The sequence below is a fragment of the Salinivibrio sp. PR6 genome (assembly GCF_001995955.1).
GTDB lineage: Bacteria > Pseudomonadota > Gammaproteobacteria > Enterobacterales > Vibrionaceae > Salinivibrio > Salinivibrio siamensis.
The window spans coordinates 21493-43786 of the sequence record NZ_MUFA01000026.1; the positions used below are offsets into that span (position 1 = coordinate 21493).

Consider the following 22294-nt stretch of genomic DNA (forward strand, 5'->3'; position numbering starts at 1 on the left):
ATCAGTTGACGGTTTTTTTACGTTTATTGTCTAACGCTGACCTAATGCTAGCGCAATAATGACACCTAAGCGCAGCAAACGCCTATCATGAAGTCATTCATCGCTGGCCCCCAGCAACGATTTAGCCTTTAAACATTAATTAAACGAGGTAAACATGAAAAAAACCTATTTACTTGCACCACTGGCACTGGTTGTCGCACTGGTTGGCTGTGAACAGCAAACCAACGAACCACAAGAGGCGCAATCGCAAGTCGAATCTAGCTTAGACGACGCCCAAAATGCAGTGAAAGAAGGCACAGAGCAAGCGATGGATAGTGCAGAAAACGCCATCGATAGCGCAGAAAACACCGTTTCTGAAATGGTTGATCATCATAATGCAAAAACATCACTAGACTGGAACGGTACGTATCAAGGTGTGGTGCCCTGCGCCGACTGTGAAGGTATTGATACCACACTAACACTGAACCCAGACAACACGTATTCACTCACCAAAACCTATCTGGGCAAAGAGGGAGAAGCTCTTAAAGAATCAGGCACCTTCAAGTGGGATGAAACAGGCAGTGTCGTCATCCTTGAAGGGCTGACTGACAGCCCTAACCACTTCTTTGTGGCGGAAAACCAGGTGATCATGCAAGACATGAATGGCGAAACCATCGAAGGCGACCTTGCTGAGATGTATCACCTGAAAAAGCAGTAATCTACCGAAGGTCTGTGATCGGCTGTTTTGGCAGGTTACAGGCCCTTTTCATCATAACCTTTAACAGGCTTCACCTCTTCTCCATTTGTTAAGTGAATATTGTCGCCGAAATACCCACCAAGATCAGACAGTTCGACATGATCTAACTTGATACCTTGATACCTTGATATTCGAATATGCCTTCGTGGTAGAGGGTATCTGGCGAATTCATCATGATTTTAACACGGAATTGGGGGTGCTTACTCTGCAGAATTCTGAATCCGACTCCCCCCGTCAGGTGCAGCATACCAAATGAGATCWCCAACCATCTGACCCTCTGATGCTTCCTCAGCTGGCGAAATCTTGACAATAATGATCACAAGTAAAGCCAGAGCTACGCATACAGCCGCAGCAAAAAAAGCCGTAGCTTTAAACACTTTTTTCATTTTATCCTAAAACCTCAAGAGTCTATATCTCATAAACAATGAACTTGCTGACACGGCTCCATAAAAGTTTTTTATATCCCCATTTAGTCGCATTCTAAATTAGAGCTTTTCTCGCTTGCGTAGACAGTCTCCGCATAAAGCAAATAAAAATAGACAACAAAAATCACCATACACAACATTGTCTTACCTAAAAAAACAAATAAAAAATTAGAAAAAACAGTTAATTATAATTAACAACACAGGCAGGTATCACTGTGACAAAGATCACTTGCGTGTCTTGATTTATAGTCTAGATTTAAGTTCGTCTGCACTTTGAGTGTTAAGACTCATACCTCCGAAACACAAAGTAAGGGAACTAGACATGAAAGATTTAAAAAGCCTTCACAGCTATATCGAATCATTAGAATTAGCAACCCTTGATTCAGCAATCATCCCAGAAGGAGCAGCCCGCCGGACCAAGGCTGCGCCAAAAGACAACAAAGAATCAGCAAACGTTAGCGCCAATTCCGTCGTCTCTTTCACCAAGGATTTGCCTGAACAGCTCAGAGCAGACGTGCTCAACTCCACCCTATTTGCCCAACTCGCCGCGACAGCTAAGCACGATCCTGAAACGGATCCGAAAGGCTGGTACCAGCTGTACAATGAAGTGCTGAATAATATTGGCTGGAATTTCCCTAGCTGGGACTATTCAAAAATACAAACATCCAGCCAAGGATTTGAAATATCGAAAGAAGTAATCAAACTTATCAAAAAGGTAGATGTCTCTGCTGCTGGCATGATGAGCGCTGTTCTTGATTCATTATCAGCAGATGGTAATGAAGATGCTGCAAACCTATTTGATAGTGTCTCAAACCCCAAGCAAGACGCTAACTTCCAAATCGGGCCCTGTGCGTACAGTGGGAGTAATGTCGTAATGACCTCAGCCTGTATGTTTTTCAAAGCCACAGAGCATGTTCACCGCTTCCTATGGTTCACTTGGAAAGACCAAAGCACTGAGCTTTGGGGGTCGGCACGTAAAGCCGAATTGGTTGATGATGTCTATGCACGCGTCCGAGACCAAATTATTCAGAAGCTAGGCGACCGAGCTGAGAAGTATGTCATGGATATCGATCTAGGTGACTTTGGCTCCAAACTGGCCAAACACACAGACAAGTTAGAAGAAATGACCGCCTAACTTTCACTCTAATACTTCTGGTGCCTTGCTGTGTAGGCACCATATCCACGAGTTCCTATAGATGCCGTCATAGGCTTCGAGCTACATCTTCGCTAATCCCGATAAACATACGAAAGGTAGACGAGAATGATAGGTTATAGACTAGCTGGTCAAGCAATGCTACTAAGCGCATTAGTGACAATTAGTGCCTGCAGTACACAATCAGGCATGGACACTACTGATGAACAAATGCAGGGAATGGAATCCAAACAGACGATAGTGCAATCGTCGTACCTTGGGACAACCAACTTTGCGGCGGGCACAGACTTTTGGAATGTCATCGGCTCGACAGGAGACAATATCCCCGGTGGCTACAATTCCTGGATTAAGCTGTACGGCGGCACGTGTGGCGCTCCTACTCCGATGCAAAGCGCTACCGGGAAAGCCTGCAGTTTCCGCCTTATCGGTGGGCACGTTGTTACAGACCAAAATGACCAACACCCTGCAAAAGGGGATACAGTTTACATTGTACCCATCTGCCACTCTGAGAACATGAAACCCAGTCTTACAATGCAAACTGCGGCGCAGACTTGTGCCGTTGAATTGGGATATAGACAGTAATCCGATACTCGATTGTATTACTGTCAGCCTCTTTAAACCTTAAAGCACAAACTATCCAGCAGTATAGGTGGATTGTGCTTTCTAAATAAACAACACAGCTTTATGCTGGTTTACCGTCGCCATGTGTCCCCATCAGAATCACCTTGCGATTGACGAAAGTACACATGAAATGATTTCTGCCGTCGTTAGCTTAGCGTCTGTGGGCGATAATGAAGCCCTACCTACGCTGCTCAACCCGTTACGCCGAAAAATCGCCCAAGTCTGTGCTGACGGCGCTTACGATACGAAAGCCTGTCATCAGGTGCTCAAGAAAAAAGGCATCAAACCGACCATTCCACCGCGCAGCAATGCGGGTACTGGGAGAACGGTCATCCTCGCAATGCAGCCGTCAGCTTACTCTGCGTAATTACAATGCACAATTTGGCGAAGCATTGGCCAACGTGAAGTGATGAACAAAGTCATAAGACTCAGTATCCCTGTTAGCTACCAAGTTGATTAATGGGAGTAATCCCATTGGGATCAGTGCATTAGGTGACTGATTTGATCAACAACGCCCTTTCACAGGTTTCATCTCTTCTTCATTTGTTAAGTGAATATTGTCGCCGAAATACCCACCAAGATCAGGCAGTTCGACATGATCTAACTTAAAATATTGATCTTACAATACCTTTACATTTGGACTCAAATGGGAGGTTGATTCCAGAAAACCCTTTGCCTTTATTTCTGGCCAATCAAAGTTGATATATTCGGCCGATAAATAGCCAAGCTAGGAGTAAAACGTGGCCCATACCGCATACATAAAGATGATTGGAGAAACACAAGGCTGTATCTCTCAAGGTTGCAATACCGATGATTCGATTGGACGAAAAGCACAGATGTCACACACTGACGAAGCAACCGTTTTAGCTTGCAACTACTCGCTAAAGTCATAAGACTCGGTATGCCTGTTAGTTACCGAGTTGATTAATGGAAGTAATCCTAATAGAATCAGTGCTTTAGGTAAATAACTTGATCAACAACGCCGCTATTAACTCCCAAAAGACAGTAAATAAATACTTTAATCATGATCGTTTCTTTTCGAAAAAAGTCGCACTCACTCGCACTCGATATAGACAGGCATTTAAGTGATTGAAAAATATATTTTCGTGCTAACTTCCATTGTTTTTGTTTATTTCTTAAAGAAGTTTAATGCATCGCCGTCGGAAAAAATCGTTTTCTTTTCCAAGTATGCACTGATGCTCCTTAGCGCAGGCCAGTACATGTCGATATTTTTTTACAGTGGTAAGGTAAAAGGCGGTTACGATGCCGGAGACATACTCTTTTTCAACGATACGATAGTAGACACTCTCCAGCTCCCTGGGTACATACAATTTTTTGCCTTAGCAGTTGCTCTTTACCTCTGTGTATTTTGTCACCCGAACCACAAGAAAGGCACATCGGATGCGGGATAACGTGTTACACAGGCTATTCATGATCTGTCTTATCGTATTTCGTATCCCCTTCCCACGCTTTCCCGCTTCACGCCAACACTTGCCTGTCTGCACAGATTGGCAGTTTAGTGACAAATTTGTTGCTAATAAAACTTGACGGGTTTTCACTCCATGGTTTAACACTTAATTAGAGGCGAAACAAAATCTTATCCGGTGAGCAGGCCGAATGGGCTCACTGAGCAACAGCCGCACCAGACAGTAGAGTCGCCTAGACAGGACCGCGCAACACTCGCGCTTCCTCCGTTTGTTCGATAACAAGACCGAAAAACGGCACCTTTCTGTACCGGTAATCATACTTGATCCAAGTTTGATTACCGGTCAGTAGTACGTTTATAAGCACCACAGTCGTGGTATTGAACAGGAGTCACGCGTATGAGCGACGTTGTATTGAAGTTCTCTTACGAAGAATACAGCGCCCGTTTAGCCAAGGTTCGCTATGCCATGGAAGAACAAGAGATCGACACCTTGTTAGTGCACGATCCATCTAACATGGCGTGGCTAACCGGTTACGATGGCTGGTCTTTCTATGTGCCTCAGTGCGTAGTGATTGGCGCAACGGGTGACCCTTTGTGGTTCGGACGTGTCCAAGACGCGAATGGCGCGCTGCGTACTGTCTATATGAGTGCTGAGTGCATCACCTACTACCCTGACCATTACGTGATGAATCCGCCACTGCACCCCATGGAATACTTGGCAAACTATGTGCTGGCAGAACGCTATTGGGATCGTGGTCGCATCGGCGTCGAGAAAGACAACTACTATTTCAGCGCCACGGCGTTTGAATCGCTCAAAGAACATCTGCCAATGGCGACCCTCGTCGATACTACCGGACTAGTTAATTGGTGCCGCGCGGTCAAGTCTGATCAAGAGCTCACCTACATGCATACAGCCGCGCGTATCGTGGAGAATATGCACCGTGTCGCCTTTGAGATGATCGAGCCCGGCTTACCCAAGCATTTACTGGTTGCAGAGATTAATAAACACGCGGTGGTTGGCCACGATGGCCACTTTGGGGATTATGCCGCTATCGTGCCGATGTTGCCCTCAGGCGGTGATGCTGCTGCGCCTCACTTAACGTGGGACGATCGCCCATTTAAACGAGGAGAAGGGACCTTCTTCGAAATCGCTGGGGTGCATCGTCGCTATCACTGCCCACTCTCTCGTACCATTTTCTTAGGAGAGCCGGGTTATGAGTTCCTCCGTGCTGACGAGGCGCTACAGGCCGGACTAGAAGCCGGTCTCGCGGTCGCCAAGCCCGGCAATACGTGCGGAGACATTGCCAACGCCCTCAACGATGCCTTGTTGCGCTATGGGTTTGATCGGGAAGGCGCGCGCTGTGGCTATCCGATAGGGCTAAGCTACCCACCCGACTGGGGCGAGCGCACCATGAGCTTGCGACCCAGTGATCAAACCCTATTGCGTGAGGGGATGACGTTTCATTTCATGCCAGGGCTTTGGATGAAAGACTGGGGCATGGAAACCACAGAAAGCATTGTGATCACCCGCGATGGTGCACAAACCTTGTGCGACCTACCGCGCCAGTTGTTTGTCAAACATTAGCTTGGTACATCGCGTCAGATACGGGCACCATGCTTGTGCCCTTTTCTGTTCAGCCTCGTTACTATTTTTAGCTACACTCATAACGTGATGATTTAAAAATTAAACTTTACCCGTTTCCGCCGGATTGAGCGTCACAACAGATCACAAGGAGAGGTTATGGAACCCACCGCAATTGAAGCCACCGTCGATTTTCATGCCGATGGTGTACAGCATGGCTTTCTTAAACTGCCTCACTCACACGACCAATCCGCATGGGGCTGTGTCACCATTCCGATCACTGTGGTTAAAAACGGCGAGGGGAAAACGGCCCTGCTGACGGGCGGCAACCATGGGGATGAATACGAGGGCATCACAGCGTTACTCAATAGCTGTCATCAACTGATGCCAAACGATATCAAAGGCCGTGTGATCATCTTACCAATGATGAACGCGCCCGCGGTGACCGCAGGTACACGCACTTCCCCTTGGGATCAAGGCAACATGAACCGCGCTTTTCCTGGTTCACCAACCGGCAGTGTCACCGAACAAATTGCCGATTACTTCACCCGATATTTAATCCCACAGTGCGATACCGCTTTAGACATTCACTCAGGCGGTAAAACCTTAGATCTTATTCCCTATGCGGCGTCCCACCGCTTAGAGAATCTTCAGCAAGCCGACGCCTGTGCCGAAGGGGCTCGCCTGTTTGGTGCCCCCTATCAAGTGCAAACCACTGAAATGGATGCCACCAGCATGTACGACACGGCGGTAGAGCAACAAGGTAAGATTTTTGTCACCACAGAGCTTGGCGGCGGCGGCACCAGCACACCAGACTCCATCGCGATTACCCAACGTGGTATTCATAACTTCTTGGTATTTTCAGGGATCTTACAAGACGACTACCGTCACCCACCCATCGCCCCTGTCAAACTCGAGTTACCAGATAAACATTGTTATGTACAAAGCGAGCACACTGGGATTATTGAGTTCTCTGTCCACTTAGGCGATACCATCAAACAGGGTGATTTAATTGGCAAAGTGCATAATATTGAGCGTACAGGGACCGAACCCATCCCCTACTACGCCGAGCGCGACGGTATTTTACTGGCCAAACGTCACCTCGGACGGATTTATATCGGCGATACCTTTGCGGTGATTGCCGAACCTGTTTAGCGGAGGGGCCATGAAGCTGGATAAATTTGATATCAAAATCTTGCAGATCTTGCAGCAAGATGGCCGTATTACCAAATCTAACCTCGCACAGGCGATCAACCTGTCTGTAAGCCCCTGCTGGGAGCGGGTAAAACGGCTCGAGCAAGCAGGTATCATCGAGGGCTATGGCGCACGTATCAATCCAGATGCGGTGGTAAAACTTAACACTGTGCTGGTCGAGATCACCCTTGGCCAGCATGATGTTGACAGCTTTCAACGTTTCGAACGTGCCATGCAGCACTGCGACGATGTCAAAGAGTGTTGGGCGACGGGCGGTGGGATAGACTATATCGTTCGTCTTGGTGTCACTGATATCGACTATTATCAGCGTCTGATTGACAGCTGGTTGACCGATGACCTTGGCATCAAACAGTACTACACCTATATCGTCACCAAACAGGTGAAGCGACCGGCCCTCACCTTACCACTTGAAACACCAGATGTTGCTGCCAATGGCTAATCATTGCTTGCCCTTGTTTGCGAGTGCTCAATGACACTCCCGCATGAGTCGTTAACCTCTTGGCAATATCTGATCACCTGCTACATGATCACGGTCAATGCCCGTTTCTCTCATGACCAGAAAATTTTCTTCTGTCATTGCGCGGTTTCAGAAAAAATTTCGTTAATCACCCTTCTTAACAAAAAACCTCTTTTTTGCTCATTGCATACAGTAACAGTAGGCAAACGCTGATAGGCAGCGTGGCGATTTTGAATCAGGAGGGAGTATGACCGTATTCCAATCACGCGATCTTAACTACACTGGCAGCGCAGCCAATGCATTGCGTCATGATGTAGCCGGCAAAGCCAGTTCAGACGTTCTCGCGTACCTGGACGATCAGCGTCTATTTCGCCAACTTGCCTATGCCAATGGTAAATGGGTCAATGGCGATTCAGATACACCCGTGCTCAACCCGGCAACGGGCGAAGTGCTCGGCTACACCGCATCACTCAATGCTGCGCAAATCAATCAAACCATTGATGACGCCGAGACCGCTTTCCACCTGTGGCGTGCCGAGTCCGCCGAAACGCGCGCCAAGCTATTGATGAAATGGCACGACTTAATCATGGAAAACCAACACGATCTCGCGCATCTAATGGTGCTCGAGCAAGGCAAAACGTTGCGCGACGCCGAGGGGGAAGTGGCGTACGGGGCCTCGTTCATTCAATGGTTTGCCGAAGAAGCGAAACGCGTGTATGGCGACACCATGCCTAGCCACATTCCCAACGCCCATCTGGCGACACTACGTGAGCCCATTGGGGTGGCCGCCTTGATCACTCCATGGAATTTCCCTAACGCGATGATCACCCGCAAGGCAGCAGCAGCGCTCGCGATTGGCTGTAGCGTGATCGTCAAGCCCGCAGAAGAAACGCCCTTTTCTGCACTAGCGTTGGCCGAGCTCGCGGAACGTGCTGGGATCCCTGCAGGGGTGTTTAACGTGATTATGGGTGACGCACCCATGGTCTCGACCCAGCTTTGTCAAAGTGACAAAGTCAAAGCGCTAAGCTTTACCGGCTCAACGCGTGTGGGCCGCTTATTGCTCGAGCAAAGCGCCCAAACCGTGAAAAAGTGTGCCATGGAGCTTGGCGGCAATGCGCCCTTTATTGTCTTGCCTGATATGGATATTCAACAAGCAGCGCGCGCGGCCATTGATGCCAAGTTTCAAACATCGGGACAAGATTGTTTGGCCGCCAACAAAATTTTAGTCCCGCGCGACAAACATCAAGCCTTTGTCGATGCCTTCGCCGCGTTAATGGATGAACTTGAAGTGGGTAATGGTTTGCTGCCCAGCACAGATATCGGCCCATTGATTTCGTCTCGTGCCGTGGATAAAGCCCAAGCCATTGTCGATGACGCCATTGCCAAAGGCGCGACCGTGATGGGCGGAAAACTCAACCCCAACCTAGGCGAAAACTTCTTTGCCCCTACGCTTATCACCAAGGTGACACCCGATATGCTGGTGTATCAAGAAGAGAATTTTTGTCCTGTGGCGGGCGTGATTGCCTATGACAATCTGGATGAGGCAATTGCGATGGGTAACGATACCGAGTACGGACTCTCGGCGTATGTCTATGGCAATGATATTCGAGATATTTGGCGCTGTCTGCGCGGCCTTGAGGTCGGCATGGTCAGTGTCAACTCAGTGAAAATGACCGGTCACCCTATTCCATTTGGTGGCGTCAAACAGTCGGGCTTGGGCCGTGAAGGAAGCCGCTATGGCATCGACGAATTTAGTGAAATCAAATACTACTGTTTAGGTGGCTTGCCCACGGTGAGCGGCAGCTAATTCAGGTTTGCTGACGGATAAGGAGACTGATCATGCGTCCAGAAACAAAAGCCTTGTTGGAAAAAGACAGAAACACCGTCTTCCATGCTTCAACCCACTTGAAGCAGTATGCGCACGGCGAGATGCCAGGCCGAGTGATTGAGACAGGCAAAGGTATTCGCATCACCGATTCCGAAGGGATTGAGCTGATTGATGGCTTCGCTGGGCTCTACTGCGTCAATATCGGCTATGGTCGGGAAGAAATGGCCGACGCCATTTATGAGCAAGCGAAAAAGCTCGCGTACTATCACACCTATGTAGGCCACACCAACGAAGCGCTCGTGACCTTATCGGAGCGCCTAATCAACATGGCGCCGGGCATGAGCAAAGTCTATTACGGCATGTCGGGCAGTGACGCCAATGAGTCACAGCTTAAAATTGTTTGGTACTACAACAATGCGCGCGGCAAGCCTGAGAAAAAGAAAGTCATCTCTCGGGATCGGGGTTATCACGGCTCCAGCGTGGCATCAGGGTCACTAACGGGGTTACCACTGTTCCATGCGCACTTTGATCTGCCCATCGAGCGCATCAAACATACCATGGCTCCCTACTATTATCGCCGAGAAGACAGCGGCATGACAGAACCTGAATTCGCGCAACACTGTGCTGATGAACTGGAGAAAATGATCCTCGCAGAGGGGCCCGACACGGTCGCGGCGATGATTGCCGAACCCGTGCTTGGCACCGGTGGCATCGTACCGCCTCCCGAAGGTTACTGGACGGCAATTCGCAAAGTACTGGATAAGTATGATGTCTTGTTGATCGCCGACGAAGTGGTATGTGGCTTTGGCCGTATCGGGAGTGATTTTGGCTCTATTTACTACGACATGAAGCCTGATCTGATTACCGTTGCCAAAGGATTAACCTCGGCCTATCAGCCACTGTCTGGGGTGATGATCGGTCACAAGGTATGGGATGTGCTGGAAGACGGCACCGATGCGTGGGGGGCGATTGGCCATGGTTACACCTACTCTGGCCACCCACTGGGCGCGGCAGCCGCACTGTGTAACCTCGATATCATCGAGCGCGAAAACCTCACCCAAAACGCCGCGACCACGGGGGAATATTTGCAAATGAAGATGAAAGCCGCGTTTGCCAATCACCCACTGATTGGCGATAGCCGCGGGGTGGGTTTGCTCCATGCTCTCGAGTTTTCGCCTGATCGTGCCAACCGCAGCCACTTTGACCCCAGCCTTAAAGTGGGCCCACAAGTGGCCGCAGCCTGTATGGAGCAAGGTCTGATTGCGCGTGCGATGCCACATGGTGATATTCTTGGTTTTGCCCCACCCTTGGTGGTCACCCCCAACGAAGTGGATGAAATCGTCGCTAAAGCGCAAGTCGCCGTCGATAAGGTGATGGATAAACTCGTCACCAGTGGACAATGGCAACCCAAATAGCGCGATGATTCCTATCCAGTAAGCAAAAAAAAGCGCCGACAACTCGGCGCTTTTCTCATTAACAAACTCTGGTCTTACTAACTGGCAGTCGCCGGCTGCAATGCTAAGTTCGCTTCTTTCTCTTGCTGCATCCGCATCACCGCAATCGGACCGGTGATAAAGGTAAAGGCAATCAAGAAAGACACAGGCACGGCGGTGATCACGATAAACGACTGAAGCGCATTCAAGCCACCATCACCGGCAAGCAGAAGTACACCGGCAACCACACCCATCACAATCGCCCAGAACAGACGATGACGGCGCGTTGGCTGATTGTCACCTGACACGGCCATCGCAATCGAGTAAGCCATCGAGTCACCCGTGGTCGCCACGAAGGTGGTGGTCAGCAGCATAAAGGCTGGGATCAGAACCACGCTGTAAGGCAGCTGTGACAAGGACGCAATCAAGATAGCAGGCAAACCCGCATCCGCCATTGGGCCAGAAATGCTGCCAGGCGATTGCAACTCATAAAAGATACCCGTACCACCCAGTACTGAGAACCAGAAGTTAGTGGCAATCGGTGCACAAATAGCCACGGCGACGATCAGCTCACGAATCGAACGGCCTTTCGAGATACGAGCGATAAAGATCGCCATCATCGGCGCAAAGCCAATAAACCAACCCCAGAAGAACCAGGTCCACCATGCATTCCAGCTACCGTTATCGGTATTCAGTGCTAGCGTATGCATATTGTTGAGGTAGTAGCTAAAGCCTGAGCCAAACTGTTCGAAAATAAAGCCAGTTGGACCCAGCACAATCACCACGCCCAACAATACGGCTGCACCAATCACATTCATGCGGCTCAGCCATTGTAGGCCTTTATCCATCCCCGTAAATGCAGAGATCGAGTAAATCGCCACGACGGCAGCCAGAATCAGCATCTGCATTGGCATGGTGTTTTCGATACCCACAAAGCTTTCTAGGCTGTAGCCAAGCTGGGTGGCCAAAAAGCCAATCGGACCGATGGTACCGGCCGCCACGGCAATGATAGAGCAGGCATCAATCACAGAGCCTAACCAGTGGTTTTCCAGCTTGTCACCGAGTAGCGGATACAGCAACGCACGAGGGCGCAGGCGTACACCCGCTTGATGGTGGGCATACATCAGTACGATGGTTGCCAAGGTGCCTAATACTGCCCAGGCTAAAAAGCCCCAGTGGAAAAAGCTTTGGCTCAGGGCAGGGGCGACGGTTTCCATCACACCCGCTTCCATGTCACCCAACGCCGGCGGTGGCGTCATGAAGTGATAAATAGGTTCCGCGGCTGACCAGAAAACACCACCGCCCGCAAGCAGGGTGCACATGATCATCGCAACCCAACGGAAACGACTCATTGAGACAGTATCCGTGGCGCCAAGTTTTAATTTACCAAATTTACTGCCGCCAATCGCAAGCGCCAGTACAAAATTGATCACCATCAACCACTGCCACCAGTAACCAAAAAGGTTGGCAGACTCAGAAAATAGAGACTGGATAACAGAAGAGAAGTGTTTCAGGTCAAACAAGGCAAAGGCAAGGAAGACAGCAACAAAGCCGATGGTAAACACGGCTACGAGACGGTCATTATTTTGTGTAGATTTAAGCATTAGTTCGCTCACAAGGTGTGTGAGGGAGGGGACTCTATCAGTGTGGCGAATGAATGACCAGAACAAATTGTTACAGTCAAAGAAGGGAAAAACGTGACAAGCATCACCTATTCAGCCATGGCGGGGGCTGAATAGGAATATGACATTTTTGTTAAGTGGGCAAAATTTACCCAACACCGTGTCGTCACGCTGGTGTCTTCGGTTTCTCTGTCTTATTCGCCTTACCCGTTTCGAGCACTTTTTTATGCAGCACCACGGTGGCGCGATACAGTTTAGGGTGAACCTGTGACTCGCCTGTTTTTGCACGATTACACGCCGAAATCACTGCCGCCGTTATGCAAGCGGCCACTTTCAGCTGTCCAAGCTGATAGGCATAGTTAGCAACCTTTATCGCCATAAAAATCGATTGGTCGCTGTATTTGTAATTACGGGCGGCGAATTTCTCAAAGCGGAGAAAGTCTTTGTGATAACCCTTCAGAATGCGATCAACGTGGCGATCGTAATACTTTTTATACTTGGCGTAGCTCCCTTTGGGGTTGCTCGCCATAATGTCTCTCACCCAGACAAACGATTGCAGCTGTTCCTTTTCAAATAAGCCACTCAGCCAGGCAAACATATGACCTCCCTACTGCTAGCTTAGCGGCCTTATTCTACTCAATTTCCGTGACTAATCTATGAAAAGGCGAAAGTAACTCATTGACTGGCGGTTATTTAATCAGTGTTGGTCGCTAACTATTACGAGGCTCCGATGGACAACAGTGAGCGACCACAGAAAGATTAGGCTTGCGTGTTGATGTTAATGGTATAAGTGGCGTCCCCGACGGGGAGCATATGTAGGATCTGCTCGCCAAGCGCTGGATGGGTAAGCAGGTAATTGCCTTGCGGAAAGCGGGTGTCTTCCGGCCCTTTCAATACCAGGCTGAAGTTTTCTACCGCGTGCCCGCCCACCTCATCACCGTGGCCAGGATGGGTGTCGACACGCGCCAGCGTCATTGCGTATTCCGTATCCGTTCCATCAATGAGCGTGATCGTTTCATTAATCAATTCATTGACATGCTGGAAAGATAGTACATTCATCGTCCCTCCCGCGCCCCTCTTTGGGTCAATGCGCTTGTTAAAGCTTTACTGATAAGATTAGATGAAAAATTCGACAATGCACAATAGCTTAGTGATTTTTTCAATCGCTTAGAACGACAAAAGGCAACCCATCGGTTGCCTGACTAACGCTTAATTACGCTGACCCAGCCGCTTTAACTGGGCGGGTCTTATTCGACTTTGTTTTGTAGTAATACCACAAACGTCTGCTTTTGTTGTTCATCGAACACCTCTCAATCAGATTAATGAACGATATTGATGCCAAGCGCCGAATGCGGCGCCAATTCATAGTCTTATATTATTTCGTTTCGGAAAGCAAATTCGATCACTGTCAAGCAGCGATAAGGCGAGAAAACAGCCAGCTCAAAGCGGTAAATACGTATTCAATAGGTCAGGCGAGAGGCCTACAAAAGAGAAAGCCGCTCTACAGAGCGGCTTCAAGACGCATTCCTTGTTGGTTGTTGGTCAATGAACATGTTTCTTACATTGCCCCGTGTGCTCACTACGTTGAGCGTCCTCACCGCATGGTCTTGTGTTAATTGCCTGGCTGGCGGCTAACAAGGTGTCGTCATGGGCGCCTGACATTAACGGGGACTTAACGCATTATGTGGCGCGTCACTGCGCGCTAATCATCTACCAAATTGTGTGTCAGCTCAGCTGACATTTTCAGTAAAGCACACTTTTGCCACTGTGCCACGGCGTGCCGTTCAAATTGTGAACAGAGTAATAAATCTGACACAAACTGGGATTTCGCACAGCATACCGGCCTGATTTATGCCACCGAACCACGCCAACATAAAAAATTCTCGCACCACTAGACGACCGGTCTAATTTTCATTATGCTACCCCACATGAAATCGAGCAGCACCCAAGAAACCAGCACTCACAACGCGACCCACCAACACTTGTTGGAAACGGGCGTGAGCGTGATGGCGCAATTTGGCTTTAGCGGCGTCGGCCTTAGCGCGATACTAAAACAAGCCGGCGTGCCCAAGGGGTCTTTTTACCACTACTTTGCGTCGAAAGAACAATTCGGCCAAGCCGTGTTAGACCACTATTTTGCTTGCTACATTGCCGATGTAAACCGCTTACTGTCAGATAGCACGCTCTCTCCCATTGCACGTGTACACAGCTACTTCAGTCGCTGGCAAGCACAATATTGTAGTTTGGATCCGGTGCAAACGTGTTTGGTCGTCAAGCTGAGTGCAGAAGTGGCTGATTTATCCGAGCCAATGCGGCTGGCACTGCGTGATGGCACCGATCAGCTGATTAGCTGCTTGGCGAACACCCTCGCCCAAGATAGCGATGTGTTTGATGAAAAAACCGCGCTTACCACTGCCACGACCTTGTATCAGTTGTGGCTGGGCGCCAGCTTATTAACCAAACTGCATCGTAACGACAGTCATCTTGCACAAGCGATGACCATCACCGAAGAAAAGCTCGGACTGATCGATTAATCCTGTTGTGCTCTACTCAGCACGCAGTAAGCAATAAATAACCGTTGATACGTGGCGGCGTCATAGATTATCGCCCCACCACCAACTTGAAACCCGCCAAGGCGGGTTTTTAACCGGCATTAACTAGACGACCGGTCTAATTTAAATAAACGCTTGATACCATCAAGCACAATAAAAGGAAGGATGAGCAATGAACAACTTTGAGTTCTACAATCCCACACGTATCGTTTTTGGCGAAGGTAAGATTGCCGAGCTGGATCGGCTCATCCCAGCCGATTCAAAAGTATTGATTCTTTTCGGCGGCCAAAGTGCTCGCAAAAACGGCACCTTGGATGAAGTAGAGCAAGCGCTGGGGCAACGTCAATTTGGCCTGTTTGGTGGCATTGAGCCAAACCCACGCTATGAGACCCTGATGAAGGCGGTTGAGAAAGTCGGCGCTGAAGGCTATGACTACCTCCTCGCCGTTGGCGGTGGCTCAGTGATCGACGGCACCAAATTTGTTGCTGCAGCGGCCCAATATGACGGCGACGCATGGGACATCCTCACCAGCATGGGCGGAAAAGTGGAAGCAGCGCTGCCATTCGGCACCGTGCTCACCTTGCCTGCTACCGGCTCTGAAATGAACAAAGGCTCAGTCGTGACCCGTGAGTCGATGCAAGCGAAACTGCCGTTTATGAGCGAACTGGTGTTCCCGCAGTTCTCGGTATTGGATCCGGTGAAAACCTACACCCTACCCATTCGCCAGGTTGGCAACGGTGCGGTGGATGCGTTTGTTCACGTGGTTGAGCAATACCTGACCTATCCAGCCAATGCGCCAGTACAAGACCGCTTTGCTGAAGGCCTGCTACAAACCTTGATTGAGTTAGGCCCACAAGCGCTGGAAACACCAGAAGATTACAATGTGCGTGCGAGTCTGATGTGGACAGCCACCTTAGCGCTTAACGGCTTGATTGGCGTGGGTGTCCCGCAAGACTGGTCAACCCATATGCTTGGTCACGAGCTCACAGCCCAACATGGCTTAGACCACGCACAAACCCTTGCTGTTGTGCTGCCTGCGATGCTCAATGAGAAGTTTGAGCAAAAACAGGCCAAGCTCGCACAATTTGCTGAACGTGTTTGGCATATTGACCAAGGCAGCGACGCCGAAAAAGCACAGCAAGCGATTGAGAAAACACGCGATTTCTTCGAGCGCATGAACGTGAAAACACGCATGAGCGATTACGATCTGGATGAAACTGCGATTGAGCCGTTGATTGAAAGTCTAACCCAACACGGTATGACCCAGCTCGGCGAACATGGCGATGTCACCCCGGACGTGTGTCGCCGCGTGCTGCAAGCCGCACTGTAATCGCCGGTTTATTTCATTGCTATTGTGAGGCGCGCTGAATCAGCCGCCTCTTTTCCCAACATCAAGGGAGGAACTAATGTCAGCATTAACCAATCAACGTTTTGTTCTCGCATCACGCCCAGTTGGCGCACCCACTGCCGAGAACTTTCGCTTAGAAGAAGTCGCCATTCCCGCACTAGGCAACAATGACGTCCTGATTGAAAACCATCACCTATCGATTGACCCATACATGCGCGGCCGGATGAGCGATGCCAAATCGTACGCAGAGCCGGTAGCGATTGATGGCCTGATGGTCGGTGCCACCGTGGGTAAAGTACTGGAATCTAACCATGCCGATTACCAGGCCGGCGATTGGGTACTGGCTTATAAAGGCTGGGAAACCCATTCTGTCGTTGATGGCGATACCCTGCTTAAACTTAATCCCGATCTCGCACCGGTTTCATACGCGCTTGGGATCTTGGGAATGCCCGGCTTCACCGCCTACATGGGCTTATTAGATATCGGCCAACCCAAAGAGGGCGATACCCTGGTGGTGGCGGCCGCAACCGGCCCCGTTGGCGCGACCGTCGCACAAATCGGTAAGCTGAAAGGCTGCCGCGTGGTAGCGATTGCCGGTGGTGAAGACAAATGCCAATACGCTCGTGAACACCTCAGTGTTGACGCCTGTATCGATCACAAAGCCGATAACTTTGCCGAGCAGCTTGCCGAAGCCTGCCCGCAAGGCATTGATGTGTACTTTGAAAACGTCGGCGGCAAGGTATTTGATGCGGTGATGCCACTGCTTAACACAGGGGCACGTGTTCCCGTGTGTGGCTTGGTATCTCAATACAACAACACCGCCCTGCCAGAAGGCCCAGACCGCCTTTCGCAGTTGATGGGGACCATCTTGGTTAAGCGCCTAACCGTGAAAGGTTTCATCATTTTTGATGACTATGCGCACCGTTACCCTGAGTTCGCTCACGACATGGCCAAATGGGTCGGTGAAGGCCAAATCCATTACCGTGAACACGCGGTGGATGGCTTTGAGCAAGCGCCTCAAGCACTGATTGATGTACTCGAAGGCCGAAACTTCGGCAAGATGGTCGTCAATATTAAATAAAGCTTCCGCGCTTTATTTCGTCATACCGAAAACCCTGCCTCCCCCTTAGCGATGGATAGCTAAGGGGGTTTTTTATGAGTGACGTTCGCTTTTCCGTTCCACTCCCCTTTTTGATGCAGAAGAAACACTCAGTGCCAACTACACTAATGGGGATGATTGACTAGCTTCATCGAAATTTGGCAAGGCTGACCGCAGGACGCAACCGCTCCACACCTGTTTCAGCTAAGAAAGAGGATGTATTCAAAATGGCCAAAGTCGCACCCATGATTCGTCATCAGATCAACCTCGGTTTTGCGTTTGTTCTGATTATGGCATTACTGACGATTTTTGCGGTGGTGGAATGGAAGGTAAAACCCGAGCTTATTGAGCAGCGACAAGAGCGGATCAGCATCAATCAACACGCCCTGCTCGATTTACTCGACGCCAAACTCGGCCAAATTGAACTGTTAACCAGCACCATGGCGTTAGCGGGGACCACACTCCCCAAAGATGAAGCTCTGTTCCGCACCACCTTTCCCGAGATCCTCAATAATCATGGCGATCCAGCGATTGCCGGCGGTGGTATCTGGCCCGAGCCCGGCACATTTACACAAGGGGTGGCGCGGCGAAGTTTTTTCTGGGGCCGAGCAGGCGCGACCATGGAGTACTACGACGATTACAACCATCCAGACGGGAAGGGGTATCACAATGAAAGTTGGTACGTAGCGGGCAAAACAACCCCCGCCGATCATTGCAGTTGGTCCAACGCCTATATTGACCCTTTTACCAAAGAGCCGATGATCACCTGCACCGTGCCAATGAAAGATGATAAGCGCTTTGTGGGTGTCGCCACCGTCGATATGAGGCTCGCCGGCATCTCAGATATTTTGTCCCAGTATGGCAAAGAAAACGGTGGCTATGTCTTCGCCTTCGACGCAGACAGCAAGGCGATCAGCTTTCCGCAATCAGCCGTCACCTTTCAACCCTACAGGAACACACTATGGACGCGAGACGAACTGCAAGTGCAATTGCCTTGGTTGCAATCGGCGTTCAAGGCAACCCAAACACTCAGCACCAGCAAGCTAATCACGGTAGAAAATGACGGCATCCTCAACGAAGCCGCATATGTTCATTTGATTCGCTACCCTGAAGCCGACTGGGTGATTGGCCTCGCCGTCCCTAAAAGCAAAATGACCGCCGCCGCTGACAACATGGGGTTGTTTTTAATGATAGCGATTGGTGGCTTGCTGCTCGTTGTCGGTGTCATCGCGACGATCACCGCCCGCAATTTACTGGATAAAATTCGACAAACCACCCATCAGATCCGAGAGTTGATCGATGGTGAAACCACCCAAGCACTCGACGTGGGGAACCTGAATGAAGTCGGGGAATTACGCCATGCCGTCAACGATTATGGTGATAAACTAAAGGCACTGCTGTTGCGTTTAGAAACACTCCAAGATGAATTGGTTCAGAATGAAAAACTGTCCTCACTCGGCTCCCTAGTCGCAGGCATCGCACACGAGCTGAATACCCCCATCGGCAACGCACTGATGTCTTCAACCTCCATCTTGTCGATGAAGCAAGATTTTGTCCAACAACTCGAAAAGCCGATCACACGTGACGATTTAGACCAATTTCTCACCCATGTTGAAGATGGGACACGGATTGTTGAACGTAACATGTCACGTGCCTCCGAATTAATCCGTGCATTCAAACAACTGGCCGTGGATCAAACAAACGACCACCAGCGCGAGTTTGACCTCCATCATCTTATCAACGAAGTGCTTCTGTCTTTGCGTCCGACACTTCAGCGAACGCCTCACCACCTTGATGTAGATATCCCTGAGGCAATTAAGCTCAATAGCTACCCTGGAGCCCTCACCCAAACGCTGATCAACTTAATTAACAATGCGTTAGTGCATGCATTTACCACGCAAGATCAAGGCCATATTCAAATCCATGCGAGTCAGGATTCACACGATCAGGTACATATTACCGTCCAAGATAACGGCGTGGGCATGACGCCAGACGTGCAAAAACACATTTTTGATCCCTTTTATACAACCCACCTCGGTCAGGGCGGATCTGGCCTTGGCTTACATATTACCTTCAACCTCATCACGAGTGTGCTCGGTGGCCGTATTCAGGTAAAAAGCAAACCGCAACAGGGCAGTCGCTTCATTGTGACGATTCCACTGACGGCCCCCGAACGTGCCTCGTCGTCTTCATGAAGATGGCTGGTAAATGGAATATCATTGTCCAGCCAACTGCAACACCGTGGGCAATGCGGTCATAGCACCTTTGGCGGTAGTGGCCAGCGCGCCACAGCGGTTGCCTTGACGCACGGCCTCAGTCACCGCCTCTGGCGACTGCCAGTCGGGCAACTTGGCTAGGGCAGCCAACAAGCCGCCCATAAACGCATCACCAGCGCCAGTGGTATCCACGACCTTGGCGGGTGTTGTCGCCACCTGCCAAAGCGCTCGGTTGAACGCAACTTGTGCACCGTCACTGCCTAGCGTGACCACCCACAAGGACACACTCGGTACGTGCGAGACGAGCACTTCAAGCGCAGATTTGATAGGCCGGCTCTCGCCGGGCTCGGAGCCTGTCACTAACGGCGCAGTCAGTAAAGCAAGCTCATCATCAGACACTTTGACCACATCCGCCAGCGGCAAGGCTTGCCTCACGGTCTCTAGCATCTGCGCCTCGCTTTGCCACAAATCATCACGCAAGTTAGGGTCAAAGCTGACAAACCCACCCTGGTCACGACACGCTTGCATGGCGCCGAGCGTGGCCGATCGCGAGGGTTCGTTCGCTAACGCAATGGAGCAAGCATGTAACCACTGCCCCTTTTCAAACACAGGGAAGTCATAGGGCTGCACAAACTGATCGGCACTGGGTTTCACCATAAACGTAAAGCTGCGCTCACCCGCCTCATCTAACTCGACCAACACGGTTGAGGTGCGTTGCGCGTTATCGCGATGCATAAACGCAATGTCTACGCCTTCATCGGCCAACGTGGTTTGCATAAAACGTCCCAATGGATCGTCGCCCACTCGACCAATAAAGCCCGTTTTCTCCCCCAGCCGGCTAATCGCCACGGCCACATTGGCGGGCGCACCGCCCGGACATTTTAGGTAGTGGCGTTCACCGTCAGGGATCAAATCCACTACCGCATCGCCAGTGACCCATACCTTACTCATCACGCTTGCTCCTCGTTCAATGCTCGATTAGGCCGCCGCCGTTTGCGCATATTTTTTACGGGTACCCAGTACATAGGTCACCGCAAACGCCACGACAAAAGCAATGGCCATTCCGATGATATACGGCACCACTCCGTCAGGGCGAATCGAAATGATCCCTGGCAGCCCCGCGGCACCCAGCGCTTGCGCTTTCACTTTAAAGAAGGTGATGAACGCGCCTGCACAGGCTGCGCCTACCAATGCACCGATAAACGGATAACGATATTTAAGGTTAATACCAAACATCGCCGGCTCAGTGATGCCAAGCAGTGCCGTGATACCCGCCGGCATCGCAATTCCTTTCGCTTTCACATCCGCGGTTTTTAGCCCGAACGCCAAACAGGCCGCGCCTTGCGCCACATTTGACATCGCGGCAATCGGGAAGATGAAGGTACCGCCGGTGACCGCAATGTCTGCCAATAGCTGCGTTTCAATTGCGATAAAGCTGTGGTGCATCCCGGTGATCACAAACGGCGCATACACAAACCCAAACAATGCACCACCAATCATCCCTGCTGATTCATACACCCAGTTGAGACCATCGCCGAGCAAGAAGCCGAGATCACGGGTAAATGGACCCACCAGAGTAAAGGTGATCAGACCGGTGATAAAAATCGCCAGCAAGGGGGTCAGCAAGTTATCCAGTACTGAGGGAATAATGCGACGTAACCCTTGCTCGACTTGGGCGAGAATATAAGTGGCAACCAGCACAGGCAGTACCGAGCCTTGATACCCGACTTTTTCAATCTCAAAGCCAAAGATTTCCCATACTGGAATATCGCCGGACACCGCCGCACCGCCAAAGCCCCAGCCATTGAGCAGATCAGGGTGGACCATTAACATTCCCAGTGCCGCGCCCAAAAAGGGGTTAGCGCCAAACTTTTTACTGGCAGAAAACGCCAACAGTACCGGCAAGAACACAAACGGCGCATTAGCGAAGGTATTGATCATATTGGCCAAATCGCCCATTTGTGGGTAGGCCTCAATCAAAGATTTGCCATCAATAATCAAACCCGGCGCAGTCAGGATATTAAAAATCCCCATCAGCAGACCACCGGCAACGATGGCTGGAATAATGGGAACAAAAATATCTGACAGCCCTTTCACCGCGCGTTGTAGCCAATTTTGTTTTTCAGCGCCAGCCGCTGCCACGTCTTTCGACGACATGTCTGACTGGCCCGTTAATTTGCTGAATTCGGCATAAACATTATTAACAATGCCCGAGCCAAAAATGATCTGTAACTGACCACTGACTTGAAATTGGCCTTTCACACCTTCAATCGATTCAATCGCGCTTAAGTCCGCCAAGTTATCATCATGGAGTGCGAGTCTTAGCCGCGTGGCACAGTGTGCCGCCGCCGCGATGTTTTCTTTTCCACCCAGTTTATCGAGTAGTTGTTGTGCTATTTTTTGGTAGTTCATGGCTACTTCCCCTGCACGCTCTCACCGTCTTTGCCACCGTCACTTTTATTTTCGTGTGGCGTCACACGCTCCACATTTTCGGGAACGATCCCGAAAATGATGTGCTGAATCCTGTAAAGCATCAAGTATGAGGGCTAATCGCTGTGAGATCGATCAGTAAACCGCCGCG

The 22294-nt window shown here is 50.2% G+C and carries 16 protein-coding genes and 2 pseudogenes; 13 read left to right on the plus strand and 5 right to left on the minus strand.

The features are described from left to right. The first annotated feature begins 154 nt into the window (after window positions 1-154). The 9 genes and pseudogenes from BZG72_RS14915 to BZG72_RS14965 all read left to right on the plus strand — a co-directional run bounded on the left by BZG72_RS14915 (window position 155) and on the right by BZG72_RS14965 (window position 10858). On the plus strand, window positions 155-697 hold the full coding sequence (locus BZG72_RS14915) for a copper resistance protein NlpE (RefSeq protein ID WP_046075759.1): 543 nt from the start codon (window positions 155-157) through the stop codon (window positions 695-697). Window positions 698-1483: 786 nt separating this feature from the next. Next, window positions 1484-2296 (plus strand): hypothetical protein, encoded by an 813-nt coding sequence (locus tag BZG72_RS14925; RefSeq protein WP_077667160.1) that lies wholly within the window; start codon window positions 1484-1486, stop codon window positions 2294-2296. Between the two features lie 739 nt (window positions 2297-3035). Then, a pseudogene (locus BZG72_RS14935) lies at window positions 3036-3286 on the plus strand (transposase); the annotation flags it as partial. Between the two features lie 2 nt (window positions 3287-3288). Continuing rightward, window positions 3289-3395, plus strand: a pseudogene (locus tag BZG72_RS16640) (IS5/IS1182 family transposase); the annotation flags it as partial. A 1363-nt stretch (window positions 3396-4758) separates the two neighbouring features. Further along, complete coding sequence (gene doeA, locus BZG72_RS14945; protein WP_046075758.1) at window positions 4759-5946, plus strand: ectoine hydrolase DoeA; 1188 nt, start codon at window positions 4759-4761, stop codon at window positions 5944-5946. A gap of 156 nt (window positions 5947-6102) precedes the next feature. Next, on the plus strand, window positions 6103-7098 hold the full coding sequence (gene doeB, locus BZG72_RS14950; protein ID WP_077667163.1) for a N(2)-acetyl-L-2,4-diaminobutanoate deacetylase DoeB: 996 nt from the start codon (window positions 6103-6105) through the stop codon (window positions 7096-7098). A 10-nt stretch (window positions 7099-7108) separates the two neighbouring features. Then, the gene (locus BZG72_RS14955) at window positions 7109-7597 is read left to right on the plus strand and encodes an Lrp/AsnC family transcriptional regulator (protein WP_046075756.1); all 489 of its coding nucleotides are present in this window, start codon (window positions 7109-7111) and stop codon (window positions 7595-7597) included. Window positions 7598-7862: 265 nt separating this feature from the next. Further along, on the plus strand, window positions 7863-9422 hold the full coding sequence (locus BZG72_RS14960) for an NAD-dependent succinate-semialdehyde dehydrogenase (RefSeq protein ID WP_046075755.1): 1560 nt from the start codon (window positions 7863-7865) through the stop codon (window positions 9420-9422). Window positions 9423-9454: 32 nt separating this feature from the next. Then, window positions 9455-10858 carry an aspartate aminotransferase family protein gene (locus BZG72_RS14965; RefSeq protein ID WP_077667164.1) on the plus strand — a complete coding sequence of 468 codons (1404 nt, stop codon included), beginning with the start codon at window positions 9455-9457 and terminating at the stop codon, window positions 10856-10858. 77 nt (window positions 10859-10935) lie between these two features. Here BZG72_RS14965 and BZG72_RS14970 read toward each other — a convergent pair whose 3' ends face one another. The 3 genes from BZG72_RS14970 to BZG72_RS14980 form a co-directional block, all read right to left on the minus strand. Further along, complete coding sequence (locus BZG72_RS14970) at window positions 10936-12480, minus strand: BCCT family transporter (protein ID WP_046075753.1); 1545 nt, start codon at window positions 12478-12480, stop codon at window positions 10936-10938. A 184-nt stretch (window positions 12481-12664) separates the two neighbouring features. Continuing rightward, window positions 12665-13096 carry a hypothetical protein gene (locus BZG72_RS14975; RefSeq protein WP_077578377.1) on the minus strand — a complete coding sequence of 144 codons (432 nt, stop codon included), beginning with the start codon at window positions 13094-13096 and terminating at the stop codon, window positions 12665-12667. A 161-nt stretch (window positions 13097-13257) separates the two neighbouring features. Then, complete coding sequence (locus tag BZG72_RS14980) at window positions 13258-13557, minus strand: DUF6916 family protein (protein WP_077578378.1); 300 nt, start codon at window positions 13555-13557, stop codon at window positions 13258-13260. An 869-nt stretch (window positions 13558-14426) separates the two neighbouring features. Between BZG72_RS14980 and BZG72_RS14985 the strand changes: the two genes are divergently transcribed. The 4 genes from BZG72_RS14985 to BZG72_RS15000 all read left to right on the plus strand — a co-directional run bounded on the left by BZG72_RS14985 (window position 14427) and on the right by BZG72_RS15000 (window position 19692). Beyond that, entirely contained in the window at window positions 14427-15032 is a 606-nt protein-coding gene (locus BZG72_RS14985) for a TetR/AcrR family transcriptional regulator (protein ID WP_108743082.1), read from the plus strand. Window positions 15033-15222: 190 nt separating this feature from the next. Then, window positions 15223-16380 (plus strand): iron-containing alcohol dehydrogenase, encoded by a 1158-nt coding sequence (locus BZG72_RS14990; protein WP_077667166.1) that lies wholly within the window; start codon window positions 15223-15225, stop codon window positions 16378-16380. Between the two features lie 76 nt (window positions 16381-16456). Beyond that, the gene (locus BZG72_RS14995) at window positions 16457-17479 is read left to right on the plus strand and encodes an NADP-dependent oxidoreductase (RefSeq protein ID WP_046075748.1); all 1023 of its coding nucleotides are present in this window, start codon (window positions 16457-16459) and stop codon (window positions 17477-17479) included. Window positions 17480-17724: 245 nt separating this feature from the next. Next, window positions 17725-19692, plus strand: a complete 1968-nt coding sequence (locus BZG72_RS15000; RefSeq protein ID WP_077667167.1) for a sensor histidine kinase — start codon at window positions 17725-17727, stop codon at window positions 19690-19692. Window positions 19693-19713: 21 nt separating this feature from the next. Here BZG72_RS15000 and BZG72_RS15005 read toward each other — a convergent pair whose 3' ends face one another. Beyond that, window positions 19714-20664 (minus strand): aminoimidazole riboside kinase, encoded by a 951-nt coding sequence (locus BZG72_RS15005; protein ID WP_077667168.1) that lies wholly within the window; start codon window positions 20662-20664, stop codon window positions 19714-19716. Between the two features lie 27 nt (window positions 20665-20691). Further along, window positions 20692-22125, minus strand: coding sequence for a sucrose-specific PTS transporter subunit IIBC (locus BZG72_RS15010; protein WP_046075745.1), 1434 nt, complete (start codon window positions 22123-22125; stop codon window positions 20692-20694). Window positions 22126-22294 lie beyond the last annotated feature (169 nt).

What these genes read in the sequence shown, in the direction of transcription:
- BZG72_RS14915 (WP_046075759.1), top strand. Translation starts at nt 155, where the DNA reads ATGAAAAAAACCTATTTACTTGCACCACTGGCACTGGTTGTCGCACTG.
- BZG72_RS14925 (WP_077667160.1), top strand. Translation starts at nt 1,484, where the DNA reads ATGAAAGATTTAAAAAGCCTTCACAGCTATATCGAATCATTAGAATTA.
- doeA (WP_046075758.1), top strand. Translation starts at nt 4,759, where the DNA reads ATGAGCGACGTTGTATTGAAGTTCTCTTACGAAGAATACAGCGCCCGT.
- doeB (WP_077667163.1), top strand. Translation starts at nt 6,103, where the DNA reads ATGGAACCCACCGCAATTGAAGCCACCGTCGATTTTCATGCCGATGGT.
- BZG72_RS14955 (WP_046075756.1), top strand. Translation starts at nt 7,109, where the DNA reads ATGAAGCTGGATAAATTTGATATCAAAATCTTGCAGATCTTGCAGCAA.
- BZG72_RS14960 (WP_046075755.1), top strand. Translation starts at nt 7,863, where the DNA reads ATGACCGTATTCCAATCACGCGATCTTAACTACACTGGCAGCGCAGCC.
- BZG72_RS14965 (WP_077667164.1), top strand. Translation starts at nt 9,455, where the DNA reads ATGCGTCCAGAAACAAAAGCCTTGTTGGAAAAAGACAGAAACACCGTC.
- BZG72_RS14970 (WP_046075753.1), bottom strand. Translation starts at nt 12,480, where the DNA reads ATGCTTAAATCTACACAAAATAATGACCGTCTCGTAGCCGTGTTTACC.
- BZG72_RS14975 (WP_077578377.1), bottom strand. Translation starts at nt 13,096, where the DNA reads ATGTTTGCCTGGCTGAGTGGCTTATTTGAAAAGGAACAGCTGCAATCG.
- BZG72_RS14980 (WP_077578378.1), bottom strand. Translation starts at nt 13,557, where the DNA reads ATGAATGTACTATCTTTCCAGCATGTCAATGAATTGATTAATGAAACG.
- BZG72_RS14985 (WP_108743082.1), top strand. Translation starts at nt 14,427, where the DNA reads ATGAAATCGAGCAGCACCCAAGAAACCAGCACTCACAACGCGACCCAC.
- BZG72_RS14990 (WP_077667166.1), top strand. Translation starts at nt 15,223, where the DNA reads ATGAACAACTTTGAGTTCTACAATCCCACACGTATCGTTTTTGGCGAA.
- BZG72_RS14995 (WP_046075748.1), top strand. Translation starts at nt 16,457, where the DNA reads ATGTCAGCATTAACCAATCAACGTTTTGTTCTCGCATCACGCCCAGTT.
- BZG72_RS15000 (WP_077667167.1), top strand. Translation starts at nt 17,725, where the DNA reads ATGGCCAAAGTCGCACCCATGATTCGTCATCAGATCAACCTCGGTTTT.
- BZG72_RS15005 (WP_077667168.1), bottom strand. Translation starts at nt 20,664, where the DNA reads ATGAGTAAGGTATGGGTCACTGGCGATGCGGTAGTGGATTTGATCCCT.
- BZG72_RS15010 (WP_046075745.1), bottom strand. Translation starts at nt 22,125, where the DNA reads ATGAACTACCAAAAAATAGCACAACAACTACTCGATAAACTGGGTGGA.